17 protein-coding genes are annotated in these 15,030 nt (G+C 47.8%); 5 read left to right on the top strand and 12 right to left on the bottom strand.

The genetic code is table 11. The features are described from left to right. Window positions 1–1,674 carry a dipeptidyl-peptidase 3 family protein gene (locus ACN0UY_RS10400; RefSeq protein ID WP_417666867.1) on the top strand — a complete coding sequence of 558 codons (1,674 nt, stop codon included), beginning with the start codon at window positions 1–3 and terminating at the stop codon, window positions 1,672–1,674. A gap of 58 nt (window positions 1,675–1,732) precedes the next feature. Here ACN0UY_RS10400 and ACN0UY_RS10395 read toward each other — a convergent pair whose 3' ends face one another. Together ACN0UY_RS10395 and ACN0UY_RS10390 are read right to left on the bottom strand one after the other, a co-directional pair. Further along, window positions 1,733–1,963, bottom strand: coding sequence for a hypothetical protein (locus ACN0UY_RS10395; RefSeq protein ID WP_417666865.1), 231 nt, complete (start codon window positions 1,961–1,963; stop codon window positions 1,733–1,735). Window positions 1,964–1,981: 18 nt separating this feature from the next. Next, window positions 1,982–2,941, bottom strand: a complete 960-nt coding sequence (locus ACN0UY_RS10390; RefSeq protein WP_417666863.1) for a hypothetical protein — start codon at window positions 2,939–2,941, stop codon at window positions 1,982–1,984. 215 nt (window positions 2,942–3,156) lie between these two features. Between ACN0UY_RS10390 and srmB the strand changes: the two genes are divergently transcribed. Next, window positions 3,157–4,359, top strand: coding sequence for an ATP-dependent RNA helicase SrmB (gene srmB, locus ACN0UY_RS10385; RefSeq protein ID WP_128352974.1), 1,203 nt, complete (start codon window positions 3,157–3,159; stop codon window positions 4,357–4,359). Between the two features lie 4 nt (window positions 4,360–4,363). Here srmB and ACN0UY_RS10380 read toward each other — a convergent pair whose 3' ends face one another. Both ACN0UY_RS10380 and thiI read right to left on the bottom strand, forming a co-directional pair. Further along, the gene (locus ACN0UY_RS10380; RefSeq protein WP_417666861.1) at window positions 4,364–4,717 is read right to left on the bottom strand and encodes a VanZ family protein; all 354 of its coding nucleotides are present in this window, start codon (window positions 4,715–4,717) and stop codon (window positions 4,364–4,366) included. An 11-nt stretch (window positions 4,718–4,728) separates the two neighbouring features. Continuing rightward, window positions 4,729–6,228, bottom strand: coding sequence for a tRNA uracil 4-sulfurtransferase ThiI (gene thiI / locus ACN0UY_RS10375; RefSeq protein WP_417666860.1), 1,500 nt, complete (start codon window positions 6,226–6,228; stop codon window positions 4,729–4,731). Window positions 6,229–6,355: 127 nt separating this feature from the next. Between thiI and ACN0UY_RS10370 the strand changes: the two genes are divergently transcribed. Genes ACN0UY_RS10370 through dxs form a run of 3 tightly spaced genes read left to right on the top strand, consistent with a single transcriptional unit; the run spans window position 6,356 to window position 9,366 of the window. After that, window positions 6,356–6,592, top strand: coding sequence for an exodeoxyribonuclease VII small subunit (locus ACN0UY_RS10370; RefSeq protein ID WP_128352977.1), 237 nt, complete (start codon window positions 6,356–6,358; stop codon window positions 6,590–6,592). A 23-nt stretch (window positions 6,593–6,615) separates the two neighbouring features. Further along, window positions 6,616–7,488, top strand: coding sequence for a (2E,6E)-farnesyl diphosphate synthase (gene ispA / locus ACN0UY_RS10365; RefSeq protein WP_417667018.1), 873 nt, complete (start codon window positions 6,616–6,618; stop codon window positions 7,486–7,488). A 3-nt stretch (window positions 7,489–7,491) separates the two neighbouring features. Next, window positions 7,492–9,366: a 1-deoxy-D-xylulose-5-phosphate synthase gene (gene dxs, locus ACN0UY_RS10360; protein WP_417666858.1), complete on the top strand. Its 1,875-nt coding sequence runs from the start codon at window positions 7,492–7,494 to the stop codon at window positions 9,364–9,366. Here the strand turns inward: dxs and ACN0UY_RS10355 are convergent. From ACN0UY_RS10355 to secF, 8 genes are read right to left on the bottom strand one after another with little or no spacing between them, the layout of a single operon-like run. After that, complete coding sequence (locus ACN0UY_RS10355; RefSeq protein ID WP_417666856.1) at window positions 9,334–9,807, bottom strand: phosphatidylglycerophosphatase A; 474 nt, start codon at window positions 9,805–9,807, stop codon at window positions 9,334–9,336. The genes dxs and ACN0UY_RS10355 overlap by 33 nt on opposite strands. A 3-nt stretch (window positions 9,808–9,810) precedes the next feature. After that, the gene (gene thiL, locus ACN0UY_RS10350; protein WP_417666854.1) at window positions 9,811–10,806 is read right to left on the bottom strand and encodes a thiamine-phosphate kinase; all 996 of its coding nucleotides are present in this window, start codon (window positions 10,804–10,806) and stop codon (window positions 9,811–9,813) included. A gap of 12 nt (window positions 10,807–10,818) precedes the next feature. Then, window positions 10,819–11,238: a transcription antitermination factor NusB gene (gene nusB / locus ACN0UY_RS10345; RefSeq protein ID WP_417666852.1), complete on the bottom strand. Its 420-nt coding sequence runs from the start codon at window positions 11,236–11,238 to the stop codon at window positions 10,819–10,821. 11 nt (window positions 11,239–11,249) lie between these two features. Further along, a complete protein-coding gene (ribE, locus tag ACN0UY_RS10340; protein WP_128352982.1) occupies window positions 11,250–11,714 on the bottom strand; it encodes a 6,7-dimethyl-8-ribityllumazine synthase in 465 nt (154 codons plus the stop codon). 50 nt (window positions 11,715–11,764) lie between these two features. Then, window positions 11,765–12,373 carry a 1-acyl-sn-glycerol-3-phosphate acyltransferase gene (locus ACN0UY_RS10335; protein ID WP_417666850.1) on the bottom strand — a complete coding sequence of 203 codons (609 nt, stop codon included), beginning with the start codon at window positions 12,371–12,373 and terminating at the stop codon, window positions 11,765–11,767. After that, window positions 12,373–13,239 (bottom strand): DUF3014 domain-containing protein, encoded by an 867-nt coding sequence (locus tag ACN0UY_RS10330; RefSeq protein ID WP_417666848.1) that lies wholly within the window; start codon window positions 13,237–13,239, stop codon window positions 12,373–12,375. Before ACN0UY_RS10330 ends, ACN0UY_RS10335 begins: the two co-directional genes overlap by 1 nt. A 19-nt stretch (window positions 13,240–13,258) precedes the next feature. Continuing rightward, window positions 13,259–14,041, bottom strand: a complete 783-nt coding sequence (yaaA, locus tag ACN0UY_RS10325) for a peroxide stress protein YaaA (RefSeq protein WP_417666846.1) — start codon at window positions 14,039–14,041, stop codon at window positions 13,259–13,261. A gap of 32 nt (window positions 14,042–14,073) precedes the next feature. Continuing rightward, window positions 14,074–15,021 (bottom strand): protein translocase subunit SecF, encoded by a 948-nt coding sequence (gene secF, locus ACN0UY_RS10320; RefSeq protein ID WP_417666844.1) that lies wholly within the window; start codon window positions 15,019–15,021, stop codon window positions 14,074–14,076. Window positions 15,022–15,030 lie beyond the last annotated feature (9 nt).

Here is a 15,030-nt window from a genome sequence, read left to right as displayed (position 1 = left end):
ATGAACAACACATTACGCATCACCATGACAGCAGTGGCCATCAGCTTCGCTTTGGTCGGTTGCAGCAAAGAACCAGCGCCGGTCGAGCCGGCTAACACAGAGGTTGCCGAAACAACATTAGTTGCTGGTGCTGAGTCGCGCTTAGGCATTTACTATCCGGTTGATTTAAAAGCTGACTTGAGTCACCTCTCTGATCGCCAACGGCATGTTGTGGAGCTACTTATTGAAGCTTCAGAAATCATGGATAACTTATTTTGGCATCAGGCCTACGGCGCCAGCAAAGATAGCTTATTGAGCCGTATCAATGATGAGCAAGTGCGCCGATTTGCAGATATAAACTATGGCCCTTGGGACCGCTTAGATAACAATAAACCGTTTTTAACGGGGTTTGGTGACAAGCCTGCAGGCGCCAATTTTTATCCTGCCGATATGACCAAAGCTGAGTTTGAACAAGCGCAGTTTCCAGGAAAAATTGATTTATACACCTTGGTTCGTCGCAACGACCAAGGTGAGCTCTATGCGATTCCCTATAACGAAGCCTACCGCAGTGAGTTAGAGCGCGCCGCCGCACTGTTACGCGAAGCAGCCGAATTTGCCGAAGATGAAGGCTTTAAAAATTATCTCACCATGCGCGCGGATGCCTTTTTAAGTAATAGCTACCAGCCGTCTGACTTTGCATGGATGGACATGACAGAAAACGACATCGATGTGGTTATTGGCCCAATCGAAAGCTATGAAGACCAACTCTACGGCTATCGTGCTGGGTTTGAGTCTTACGTATTAATCAAAGATTTGGCCTGGAGTGAAAAACTCGCCGTTTACGCACAGTATTTACCTGAGCTGCAACGTAACTTGCCGGTACCCGCCGAGTACAAGGCGGAAGTGCCGGGATCAGGCGCTCAGTTGAATGCATATGACGTGGTTTACTATGCTGGCCACTCCAACGCTGGCAGTAAAACCATCGCGATTAACTTGCCGAATGATGAGCAAGTTCAACTGCAAAAAGGCACGCGCCGTTTACAACTGAAAAACGCGATGCAGGCAAAGTTTGATGCCATTTTGGTGCCTATCGCAAACGAGCTGATTGTGCCCGACCAGCGCCAGCACATTACCTTTGACGCATTCTTTGCCAATACCATGTTTCATGAAGTTGCACATGGTTTAGGCATTAAAAACCTTATTGGCGAAGCAGGAACCGTGCGCGAAGCCTTAAAAGAGCATGCCTCGGCGCTAGAAGAAGGCAAAGCTGACATTTTGGGCTTGTACATGGTCACGCAATTGCTTGAAGCTGGGGTGATTGAAGAAGGCACACTGGAAGATTACTACACCACGTTCTTAGCGGGCATTTTCCGCTCAGTGCGTTTCGGAGCTTCCAGCGCGCACGGCAAAGCCAACATGATTCGCTTCAACTACTTTGAGCAAGCGGGTGCCTTTTCACGCAATGAACAAGGCCAGTATTCAGTAAACATGGATGCCATGCGCGAAGCGATGAATAGCCTGTCAGAGAAAATTCTGACCCTGCAGGGCGACGGTGACTACGCGGGCGTTGGTGAGTTATTTGACACCATGGGTAATATTGGACCGCAGTTACAAGCCGATCTTGATCGCCTGTCAGCTGCCGATATTCCAGTTGATATAACCTTCCGTCAAGGCAAAGACGTGTTGGTTTTATAATCATTTAAAGGGAGCCAAGGTGTTTGGCTCCCTTTCTCTAACCTTTCAGTTTCTCCAATCACTCTCGGTCGAATTTATTAACAAACCAGTAGAGCGCTGCACTCGGTATGCCAGCAACAAGCGTTAAAATAAACCAAAAGAATCCATTCAATAAATAAATATTCTTACCGGCTCGTCGGGTTGAAAGCGCATCTGAATACACGGCAACGGCTAATACGACATGAATTATAGCCGTAAGAAGTAAATAAAAAATGCCGATACCCGAAGTAAAAGAATGTTCGAAAATCATACAAATCTCCTTTTGGTATTAATTACAACTGTATGAACAAAGATATTTCCCGTCACCAGAATATCTGCATGATGTGAAAAACGTATTATTCGTACAAACTGTACCGGAGAACTCAATATCAAAATACGAGCCATAGTCCTGAAATCCATTAAAACTACTGAGGCTACCAAAATTAAAGTTTCCTGAGAATTCGCTCTCTTGAGTAGGAATTTGATTATTATCACAATCAAACGCGCTGCCTTCTACGACATCAAATGTATTTCCATCGCCCGACATGACGACGTCGGCAACACCTCCGTCAGGGAAATGGATCGTTTGTGGCGTCCCAAAAAGGTTGCCCTCGACAAAGAGAGAAAAGTTACCTGAATTAGATTGAAATGTAATATTCGCTTTGTTTACAAAATTGTTCCACGTATTTATAAATGACTGGCTCACCGGATACCACAGGAGCATTTTGTCAAACACATTTTTTCTAAATTGAGAGTCTAGAATAAACTGATAAACACCTCTATCCGAGGTTGCACAAGATTTGCCGTTATTTTCCGCAGTATAATTTGAGACTGTTCGAAAAACTTTAGATTCGCGTGGTGGCGAAGCGAGCCCAGAAGCATTAACTGATGATATAAGATCACTGAGCATATTTGGTGATGACTCAAAGGCCGCAATTAAATTACTTCGTGATGTAAAAAACTCTTGAATTGCCGACTTCACATCGTCCCCGACGGTGACTCCAGTTACACGCTGCCAACCTAGTTCCGCGTCAATATGGGCACGATATAAAAATAATTTCTCGGTGTTTAAGTCTATTACATAGTGCGTAGACAACTCTCGAAAAGGGGTCGTCGCCCATGCATTATCCAATACTTTAAATTTATGTTCCTCAACCGAACAATCGTTGCACTCCAGCAAATAAGGTGAAGCGTAGGCATCATTCAGTAAAATCAATATCAAAGAAATTAATAAGAGTACCTTTTTCATTGTAAATTTATATCCCTATGTTGATGAGAACACTCAGATTACACTCCGATCACAGACATTTCAAATCAGTTAATTTATCGCATCAACGCCGAAAAATACCAATGCCGAACTAATACTTTTCAAGCATCGCACATTGGTCATCTTTAAGGTAAAATTGCTGGCATTGAAAGCCCATAGGCTTCTCCGTGGCTTCTTCGTAACTACAGGAATAACGCATGACACCCGATTGGGATGAACTCGAACTGGACGATGAACTCATCGACGTTCTACGAGCAGCTGACATTAACAAGCCCGCTAAAGTACAGCAAGCCGTAATTCCAGCGGCCCTTGAAGGGCACGACCTATTGGTTAATTCGCCGACGGGTACGGGTAAAACACTCGCCTTTCTGCTACCAGCTATTCAGCATTTGCTTGATTTCCCACGTCGGCATCCGGGTTCTGCACGTATCTTGATTTTAGCGCCAACGCGCGAATTAGCGCAGCAAATAGCGGAACAAGCCGATGCGTTTGGTGAAACAACCAACCTGAAAACAGTATTAATTACCGGCGGCGTTAATTACGGTTCACAGCATCAAGCTTTGCAAGCCAACCATGACATTGTGGTGGCGACGCCTGGCCGCTTGCTGGATTTGATTGGTGCTGACCAATATGAACTTGAAAGCGTTGAGTGGCTGGTGATTGACGAAGCCGATCGTATGCTCGACATGGGCTTCACCAGTGCGGTGAAGCAACTCGTTAACGAAGCCCGCAATCTGAAGCAAACTCTGCTGTTTTCTGCCACGTTAGACAGCACTGGGGTGCAACGTTTTTCTGCTGAAATTCAAAAAGAGCCGCAGCAAATCACCATCGACCCGCCGAAGCGCGAACGCGGTAAAATAGTCCAACGCTGGTATCAGGCAGATACCGCGGCGCACAAATTCAAGCTTCTTGAGCGAATTCTGGGCGAATACAAAGGGCGCCGTATTATCTTTGTTCGTACCCGCGAGCGTGTTGAAGAGCTGGCCGGGAAACTGCAGTCTGCCGGCGTTAAAACGCTGACGCTGCGTGGCGATATGCCGCAGTCAGATCGCCAACGCATTATCGCGCGCATGGAAAAGTTCGAAGACAGTACGTTGATTGCAACTGATGTTGCTGCGCGCGGTATTGATATTGACGATATTGAAGTGGTTATTAACTTTGATTTGCCGAAGCAGGCAGACGTTTACCTGCATCGCATTGGCCGCACAGCCCGCGCCGGTAAATCGGGCGTAGCTGTTGCCTTAGTGGAAGCGCATGATGCTGAACTACTTGGGCGGATTGAGCGCTACCAAAAGGTCAAAATGGAACGTCGTGTAATCGATGACTTACGTCCGCAGTATAAATTCCCTACGCCCGGCAAGTCGAAAAAGAAAAAAGCAAAGAAAAAGAAAGCTAAGTAGGCAACTACTTAGCTTTTTTCTTATGATGAAAGCGCCAATAGGCGAACGCGTAATAGGTTGCGGCGCCAGCCGCATCAGCAAGCAAATCACCTAAGCTTGCCTGCCGATAGGGCAATAAGTCTTGTGCCCACTCAATTGCCAAACCATATGACGTTAAAATAGCCAACGCTGCCCATATCGGGATTGGAAAAGCCCGATGAAATGTAAGGGCCAAAACAAAAAACGCACCGAAATGAACAACTTTATCTGCATGCTCAAATCGCGGTACTTGATTGCCAGAAATTTGCACGAGGAAAGCAGCCGACAACCCTATCAATACAATTAAAAATATAATTCGAGCAACATTTCTTGGCGTCATTTAGTATCCTTTTACGACTCGCTCGCCGTGTTCTCAGGCTGGAACACTGCAACGTTTTTGTACCCCTGCTCTTGCAAATACAGGGCCTGTAATTTACTCATTACCCCTTTGTCACAATACAACAAATAGGTTTTGCTCGGATCAAGTTCAGCAAATGCCGCTGCCAATTTAAAAAACGGGATATGGCGTACCTGAATATCCGCGCTTGGCGCAATAAAAGCTTTTCGCTCAACTTCATCACTACTGCGAATATCAATAATTTCGCTGGTTGAACTGTCGACCGTGCTGACCGAGTCAACTTTTTGAATCTGTTCTTCCGTAGCGCTGCCAATTTGGCTGACTTCTTCAACGCGCGACTGTCGCACAACCTGTTCCAGTAGGTCGGCATTCAATGCAGCCTCGGCTTCAATCAACGCATCACGTTGCGCTTTCACCGTCGGTTTGTTGGAAATCACACCACAGTATTCTGGCATACTTCGCGCAAAATCCGCGGTACCAATTTGTTGCGCAATGTTAATGATTTCTTGTTTATCCATAGTAATCAACGGGCGCAGCACCAGTTTATTGGTGGCCTCATCAATCACACTCAGGTTACTAAGCGTCTGGCTCGACACTTGACCAAGTGCTTCCCCTGTTACGATTGCTGCGGTGTGCAGTTTGTCAGCAACCATTTCTGCCGCGCGCAACATTTGGCGTTTTAATACCACACCCATTAAGCCGTTATCGATTTTAGTTAGAATCTCTTCCACCACTGGTGCGAAGTCGATGCTAATAAATTTAAGCGGATGCGAACTGGCATATTGCTGCCACAGGTAATACGCAGTTTGCCTGACACCCGTTTCGTGTTGTGCACCACCTAAGTTAAAAAAGCAAAAATGCACACGAGCACCGCGGCGAATCAGTTGAAAACTCGCGACACTTGAGTCAAAGCCGCCCGAAAGAAGACTTAACACGGTTTCTTGGGTAGGTAGCGGGAAACCACCTAAGCCCTGCTGCTTATCACCGAATACACGAACAACGTCATTATCGATTTCAACACGCACCTCAACGTCTGGCCGGCTTAAGTTCACGCGACTATTGGGGCAATGTTGCAGAATGGCGCCACCTAAGTAACGCTCTAAATCTATCGAGCGAAAAGGATGTGTCCCTTTTCGTTTTACGCGAACCGCGAAACTCTTGTCCGGTAAGGTTGACTGCCAACACTGCAATACTTCCACCATAATCGGCTCAAAGTCAGTTGGGTCGCCGCTGGGTAATGGCAGTTCATGTGAACGGCTAAACCACGAGATACCCGGAATGCGTTGTAAGAGTTCGCTGATTTGTTCGGCGCCTTGCTGCTGATCCTGAGCAACAACCACTTCGATTCTATCCCAACACCAGACAACCTTGGCGTCTACTTCGTTACGTCGCAAGATACTTTTCAGATTATTTACCAGTACCTTACCGTAGCGTTTACGAACGCCTTTACTTTTAATGGTGATTTCTGCGTGCAATCGAACTATAAATTTCATGATATTATTTACGGCCGTTTATGTTACTTCGTGTAAAAACGCGGCATTATACCTGATTTGACCGCACTGCGGAATCAAGGTAACTTGTGCGCCATATAACAGCACAGCCACTGGATTCACTAGCCTTATGAGCGATTTATCATTTGAACAAGCCATGCAACAACTTGAGCGTATTGTGGTTCAGCTTGAGCAAGGCGAACTGCCGTTAGAACAAGCGCTTGAACAGTTCGAGCAGGCCGTGAAATTATCCCGTTTAAGCCAACAGAAATTGCAGCAAGCTGAGCAGAAAGTCAGTCAGCTATTGCAACAACAAGGCGCGGAAACCCTTGCACCATTTCAGCCAGCAGCTGAGGACGACGCGTGAACCAACGCGAACACCTGCAAGCCCTGCTGGAGGAAACGCGGGAACAATTTAATCAGCAACTGATACGCTTGCTTGAGCAGCGTACTGCGCTGGCACCGCGCCTCAATGAGGCCATGCATTATGCTTTGGTGCTTGGTGGTAAGCGTGTGCGCCCCTTCTTAACGCTACAAGTTGGCCGTTTGTGTGGTGCTGATAAACACAGTCTCGAACGGGCGGCAGCCGCAGTTGAATGCGTGCATGCATACTCATTAATCCACGACGACTTACCCGCTATGGATAACGACAGTTTGCGCCGCGGTCAACCAACGTGCCACATTGCATTTGACGAAGCTACGGCTGTTTTAGCAGGTGATGCCCTGCAAACCCTTGCTTTTGAATTGCTCAGTACCAACGACAAAGCCTTAGACCCAACCCGCCAACTGGAAATGATTCACGTGCTTGCCGATGCAAGTGGTGACCGTGGTATGTGCGGCGGTCAGGCATTGGACTTAGCCGCAACGGGTGTCAAGCTGCCCGAGTCTGAGCTGGCCCAAATACATATTCATAAAACCGGTGCGTTAATTCGCGCAGCCGTGCAACTCGGCGTTTTGGCGGGGCATTCAGAAGCTCAACCGTATCGTGCTCACTTTGATGCCTTCGCGCATTATCTGGGCTTGGCATTTCAGGTGCAGGATGACATTTTAGATGTTGTAGGTAATACCGCTGCGCTTGGTAAAACCCAAGGCAGCGACCTGCACGCCAACAAAGCAACTTATGTTAGCTTGCTTGGAATAGACGGCGCAAAGCAACGGTTACACGATTTACACCATAAAGCGCTTCATGCGCTGGGTAAAATTCCTTACAATACCCAGATATTGGAAGCATTCGCAGATCATCTGCTGAACCGGGATCATTAATACATGTCGTCACCTAGCAGTCACTCAACGTCTTCAGCAACTTTGTTGGACACTATCAACCTACCGGCAGACTTACGCTTACTTCATGAGCGTCAGCTACCGCAGGTATGTGCGGAAGTGCGTGAGTTTCTGCTTAATTCGGTTAGCCAGAGCAGCGGGCATTTAGCTTCGGGCTTAGGTACGGTGGAACTCACCGTGGCGCTACATTATGTGTATTCAACCCCACATGACCAGTTGGTCTGGGATGTTGGTCACCAGGCGTATCCGCATAAAATACTAACCGGACGTAAAAATCAGTTGCATAGCATTCGTCAGAAAGATGGTTTGCACCCGTTCCCATGGCGTGAAGAGAGCGAATACGACACGCTGAGCGTCGGCCACTCCAGCACCTCGATAAGTGCAGCTTTAGGTATGGCGATTGCCGCGCAGCGTAACAACAGCCAGCAAAAAGTCGTTTCCATTATTGGTGACGGCGCGATTACTGCCGGCATGGCCTTTGAAGCACTCAACCATGCGGGCGATATTAAGCCCGACATGTTGGTGATTCTTAATGACAACGACATGTCGATTTCGGAAAACGTTGGCGCACTGAACAATCACCTTGCACGCGTTTTATCCGGCAAGGTTTACACCTCGATTCGTGAAGGCGGTAAAAAATTACTGCAAGGCATGCCCGGTATCTCTCATCTTGCCAGCCGTGCAGAAGAACATGTGAAAGGCATGGTTGCGCCCGGTACCATTTTTGAAGAACTTGGCTTCAACTACATTGGCCCAATTGATGGGCACGATGTGAACCTGTTGGTGGATACACTGCGTAACATGCGCAGCTTGAAAGGCCCGCAGTTTTTACATGTGGTTACCCGTAAAGGCAAAGGCTATGGGCCTGCTGAGAAAGACCCTATCGGTTATCACGGCGTGCCTAAATTTGATCCGAAACAAACATCGCTGCCAAGCAAGAAGCCCGGCACCCCGTCGTATTCCAAAGTATTTGGTGATTGGCTGTGCGAAATGGCGGCAACGGATGACAAACTCATGGCGGTTACGCCAGCCATGCGCGAAGGTTCCGGCATGGTCGATTTTTCTCAGAAATACCCTGACCAGTATTTCGATGTAGCCATTGCCGAACAGCATGCGGTTACCTTTGGGGCTGGCTTAGCCATTGGCGGGTACAACCCTGTTGTCGCTATCTATTCAACGTTCCTGCAGCGTGGTTATGATCAATTGATTCATGACGTCGCAATACAAAACTTGCCGGTATTGTTCGCCATAGATCGTGCGGGCATCGTCGGTGCTGACGGCCCAACCCACCAAGGTGCATTTGATTTAAGTTACATGCGTTGTGTGCCTAACCTGGTGATCATGGCGCCGAGCGATGAAAACGAATGTCGCAACATGCTCTATACCGGGCATCTGCATCAAGGCCCGGCCGCTGTGCGCTATCCGCGTGGTAACGGTATTGGCGTTAAGATGGACGAGCACATGCAACAATTGCCGATTGGCAAGGGCCGCATTGTGAAAAATGGACAGCGCGTGGCTATCTTAAATTTCGGTACCCTGCTTGAAGAGGTGCAAACCTGCGCCGAAGCAATCGATGCCACAGTAGTCGATATGCGCTTCGTGAAGCCACTCGACACTGACTTAATTGATAACGTGTGCGCTGAGCATGAGCTTATCGTAACGGTTGAAGAGAACGTCATTGCTGGTGGTGCTGGTAGTGCGGTAAGTGAGTATTTGGCATCGCAAGGGAAAGCCATGCAACTCTTGCATTTAGGTTTGCCAGACGCCTTTATTAAACACGGTAGCCAAGAAGAGATTCGCCACGAACTGAAGCTTGACGCAGCGGGCTTAGAAGAACAAATTAAAGCCCGTATGAAGTAAGTGTAATACGGTGACGCTGGCCAGTCCGGCCAGCAAATCATCAACCATGATGCCTGCCCCACCTTTCAGGTTTTTATCGCACCAGCCAATTGCGCCAGGTTTGTAGATATCGAAAAACCGAAAAAGTACGAACGCTCCAAGCACGTTGTACCACGTAAATGGCAGTGCAAACATCGCGATCATATAGCCAGCTATTTCATCCCAGACAATTGCGGGATGATCGTGTACACCAAGTGTCTTTGCGGTAAAACCACAAATCCATAATCCGGCCACTGCCGCGATAATGGTCACCAACGCGTAGCCAACGAGATTTAAATACTGCATCGCGAATACGAGCGGGATGGCTGCCAATGTACCAAAGGTGCCAGGCGCTTTCGGTGCCAGGCCGCTACCAAATCCGAGCGCTAAACAATGAACGGGGTGTAGCAATAGGCGTTTCATAAATTAATCCGACTCGACGGTTGAAGTCCGAAAATGCTCAAAGCCATGTGCTGTTTCCGGTAGTTCCCAAGCTTCATCGCCGTGCCGTAACTGCAGCACTTCAACGTCACTGGTAATTCTACCGATACACACCGGTTTACTGGGGCTATGTGCGGTTACTGTGTCAAACAATCCACGTTGAGACTCTGGCACAGTAAATAACAATTCATAGTCATCACCGCTGGTTAACGCATACGTTAAAGCTTCTTCAGCCGAAAGACTTTCGGTTAATGCCATAGACAGTGGCAACTCATCCACACTAATACGTGCGCCTACGTGCGAAGCTTTGAGTACATGCTTGATGTCAGCCAACAAACCATCAGATACGTCAATTGCGCTACTGGCTATGCCGCGTAAGGACTGCCCTAGAGCAACACGTGGTGAAGGGAAATAGAGCCGCTCGGTTAAGCGACGCTGATAATCGGGGTTAAGTTTCTGGCGGTGTTGGCGGGCGGCTAACGCTAGGCCTGCATCACCTAAGGTACCGCTTACATAAAGCCAGTCACCGGGCTTAGCTCCATCCCGACGAACGGCCTTGCCGCGCGGCACAAACCCATGGGCTGTTACGGTAACGGCTAACGGCCCCTGCGTGGTGTCGCCACCAATAAGCTGGCAGCTATAATAGTCACAAATTTCGCGCAACCCGTGCGCGAATCCAGCAAGCCATTCTTGATTAACTTGCGGCAAACTAATGGCCAGGCTAATCCAAGCTGGCTCGGCGCCCATGGCAGCTAAGTCACTTAAATTAACCGCAACAATTTTATGGCCAACGGCTCGGGCAGGCGTGTCCTCGTCAAAGTGAACACCCTGCACCATAGTATCGGTTACGATAACCAAGTCAGAATTATCTGGAACTCGGGTAACAGCACCGTCGTCACCGATGCCTATTTCGACATCATCGCGCTTAGGTAAGCGGTGCGTGAAATAGGTTTCAATGAGATCGAACTCACCAAAGGCCATATCGTTTCTCACCTACTGGCGAGCAGCGCGAAGGGAATCAATTGCTTTATCGAGCACACCATTTACAAATCGATGGCTGTCATCAGCACCGAAAGCTTTTGCAAGCTCAATCGCTTCATTAATCGCGACCTTATACGGAACGTCTAAACGCTCGCGTAATTCAAAGGCAGCTAACCGCAATACGGCGCGCTCTACTTGATCGAGATCTTTCAATGGGCGGTCTAAAAACGGCTCAAGCGACGCATCCAAGGTATTTGACTGACCGGCCACGCCTCGCACTAAGGCAAGGAAGTAATCCACATCAATTTTACTGGTGTCGTTGTCGGTTAAAAACTGTGCTTCGATATCACTCATGCTATTTTGCGTTAATTGCCATGAGTAAATCGCCTGTACGGCAAGTTTTCTAGCCTTACGGCGTGCAGCTGGTTTCATTATCAACTCTCTTAAATTTGGCTCAGAACATTAACCATTTCGAGTGCGCTGAGTGCCGCCTCGGAGCCTTTATTGCCGGCTTTGGTACCGCTACGTTCAATGGCTTGCTCAATGCTGTCGGTGGTTATAATGCCGAATGCAACGGGTACTTCGTGCTCAAGGGCAACGCGACCAAGGCCACTGTTACTCTCGCCAGCAACAAAATCAAAATGCGGCGTACCACCACGAATAACGGCACCAACAGCGATAATCGCGTCGTAGTTACCTGACTTCGCCAGCTTTTTTGCTGTCAGTGGAATTTCATAAGCACCAGGCACGCGTACGACAGTGATATCGTCACTGTTTACTTGGCCATAATGCTTAAGTGTAGTTAAAGCACCCTCTAACAGGCTATCAACCACAAAGTGGTTAAACCGAGAGACGACAATCGCAAATTTCTTACCTGGAGCGGCAATTCCGCCTTCAATAACTTTCATGGTTGGATCCTTTTCTTAAAATCGGCGCGATAATAGCACAAATTTGCCGATCAGGCATGTTCTGGATGTTTTCCGACCGCGTGCGCTAGAGCTGCCTTAACGCGAAGCAACTCTGCGTCAATTTCCTCACGGATCATCAGTGCTGGGGTAATCTCAATAACTTTACGGGAAAAGTCTAGCGCAATAGGCACTACGGGAACATTCGCGGACTGGGCTATATGTAAAAAACCTTTTTTCCATTCATCAACTTTTTTGCGCGTGCCTTCTGGCGACAACGCCAAAATAAGATGTTCGCGCTGCTTAAACTGGGCAACCATCTGTTCCACCACACCGCTGGCCGCGCGTCGGTCGACTGGTATGCCGCCCAACCAGCGCAGTAAGCGATTAACGGGGAAACGAAATATTGTGTGTTTGCCCAAGAAACTTAAGTTTAAACCTAACGCGAGCATCGCAAACACGCCAATGAAAAAGTCCCAGTTCGATGTATGCGGCGCAACCGGAATTATGGCTTTACGTACCTGAGGTAGGTCACCTTCAACTTTCCATCCGCCCAATAATAAAAGGCCGGCACGCCCAACCCAACGGCTAAAAGCGTTGCCACGAAGCGGAAATTCACCTTGAATTTCCGCAGGAATTTGAGCTGATGAAACGTCTTTCATTACTGCATGAGAGCCTGTTGTATTGACTCAAGTTTCAGTTTGATACGGCGAATGTTATCTGGGCCCGTACGTAACATTTGTTTCTGCGCAGCAGGCAATTCTTCTAAGGTAGGGTCTGCATAACGGTACATGACACTGTCGTCGTTCAATTCAATCACAGTGCCTACCGAAGGCGTTGCTAACAACGTGTCGATAGCTTCGAGCAACACGTCATTCGGGTTCTGATTAGGGTAACCAATCTCCGCGAACGCGTCGCTGATTAATGGCCGATAACGGTCCATCATGGTGACCAAAACCTCTGTATCCAAGCTTACAAACCAGTCCACAATCGGGTTGTATCGGTCATAACTACGCGGGTCGATATAGATTTTACCGTTCTGCTCCAACACGCGGAATTGTGCTTTGGGGCCTTCGATAACAGCTTTGTCACGAATCACCATGCCTTGGCGCAGGTTATCGACAAACACCACTGCGTCACGAATTATCTGATTGCTGACAATTGGCGCGATATCCTGCTCAGCTTCTTGCAGCTCTGCTAACACAACGTCTGTGCTTTGAGCCAACATCGGTAGCGGCTTCGCTGGTTCAGGAGCTGGTTCAGGTTCTAACTCGACTGTTTCGCTAATTTCAGGGATTGGCTCGTCAATTTCGGGCTGTTCAGTCGTTTCAGATTGTTGTTCAAGAGCTGGCTGAGAGACGGGTTCAGGTTGCTTAATTTCGGGCTCTACCCGCTTACCTTGCTGCTGCGCTAACCAAAAGATCACGACAATCGCAATTGCGATAACCGCAATAACGCTTAAGATAAGCTTACCTTTATGCGTAAATGTCGCTGCTGGCTGCCCTTGCTCCTGCCCAAAATCTCTCATTGCTTACCCCTTAACAGTGTTACTTTTGGTCGCGTTCAGCGCGATAAAATACCAACTCGCTTTCGGTGGACTCATCCGCGTTAAAGCGATAGCCACCAGCGTTAAATTGGCGCAGTTCAGCCACTGTTTTTGGTTGCTCAGTCATAATGTAACGAGCCATCATACCGCGTGCTTTTTTCGCCCAAAAACTAATTACTTTAAATTGACCGTTTTTCTCATCTTTGAATACCGGTGTAATAACACGCGCATTCAAGCGTTTCGGCTGCACACTGGAAAAATATTCCTGCGATGCCAAGTTGATGACAAGATCAGACTTAATCGCATCTAAATCTTCATTCAACATATCGGTGATTTCGTCACCCCAAAACTCGTAAAGGTTATGTCCGCGCGCCGTGTCTAACTTGGTACCCATTTCTAAACGGTATGGTTGCATCAAGTCCAATGGCCGTAATACACCATATAGACCCGACAATATGCGTAAATGTTCCTGAGCATATGAAATTGCATCGTCAGAAAGCTTTTCGGCAGCAAGTCCGGAATAGACATCGCCGTCAAAAGCATAGATTGCTGGACGGGCGTTATCGGTCGTAAATGGGGTATGCCACTCGGTAAATCGAGCGGCATTTAATCCTGCCAGTTTATCGCTTATCTTCATCAGCTCGCTGAGCTGCTGTGGAGATAAAGCTTGGCAACGATCCACCAACTCTTGGGCCCGCTCCAACATACGCGGCTGACTGTACTTGTCAGTCGGTAAAGGACTGTCGTAATCCAAATTTTTAGCAGGTGAAATCACTACCAGCATAATTATCTCCGTTTTAAGTCTTGCCCTGCCTGTTAAGGCATTGGTTCGAGGTCTTCGCCCTCTTTTTCCACTTCTGGTGGCATTAAGTCTTCGCGGCTAACACCCAATGCTAAGGCGAGTGAACTGGCAATGTAAATTGATGAATATGTACCAATTATCACACCGAATAATAATGCTGTCGCAAAACCGTGAATTAACTGACCGCCTAATAAAAATAGAGCGGTTAGTACCAGCACCGTTGTCAATGACGTGATTACTGTACGACTCATGGTATCAGTGAGTGCGCCATCGATGGTTTCTTCAGAAGTACCTTTATGATACTTACGGAAGTTTTCTCGAATTCGGTCACAGACCACCACGGTATCGTTTATCGAGTAACCAATTACAGCAAGTAAAGCCGCTAACACGGTAAGATCAAATTCTAGACCTAAAACAGAAAATAAACCTAAAGTGATAATAACGTCATGCGCCAAGGCACCTACAGCACCGAGCGCCAATCGCCATTCGAAACGAATCGCAATATAAATGAGAATACAAATTAGAGCGGTCAACATCGCTAAGCCGCCCTGCTCCGTTAATTCATCACCTACTTGTGGTCCAACGAATTCAATTCGGCGCATTTCTACTGCACCGTCACTTTCACTGCGCAATATCGATAGAATTTCGTTGCCCAACTGCTGCGCTTTCACACCCTCTTGCGGTTCTACGCGAATCAACACGTCTTGCTGGGTACCAAAGTTTTGAACAACAGCACCACCAAAACCATTGGCATCAAGTGATTTACGAATGGCTGGTAAATCAGCTGACGTTTCGTAACCCACTTCAATAACGGTGCCGCCGGTAAAGTCCAAGCCCCAATTCAGTTGATTAACGCTCAAGCTGATGATGGATGCGAGTATCAGGAGGCCACTGACTATCCATGCGCCAAAACGAAAGCGCATGAATGGAAGTGTTTTGTTTGTTTTAATTAGCTCGTGCATAAATTCCCC

This window comes from Pseudidiomarina sp., from assembly GCF_048268165.1.
In the GTDB taxonomy this organism is placed as follows: domain Bacteria; phylum Pseudomonadota; class Gammaproteobacteria; order Enterobacterales; family Alteromonadaceae; genus Pseudidiomarina.
The sequence above is the reverse complement of the archived record's forward strand: the minus strand, read 5'-3'. Positions and strand labels throughout refer to the sequence as shown.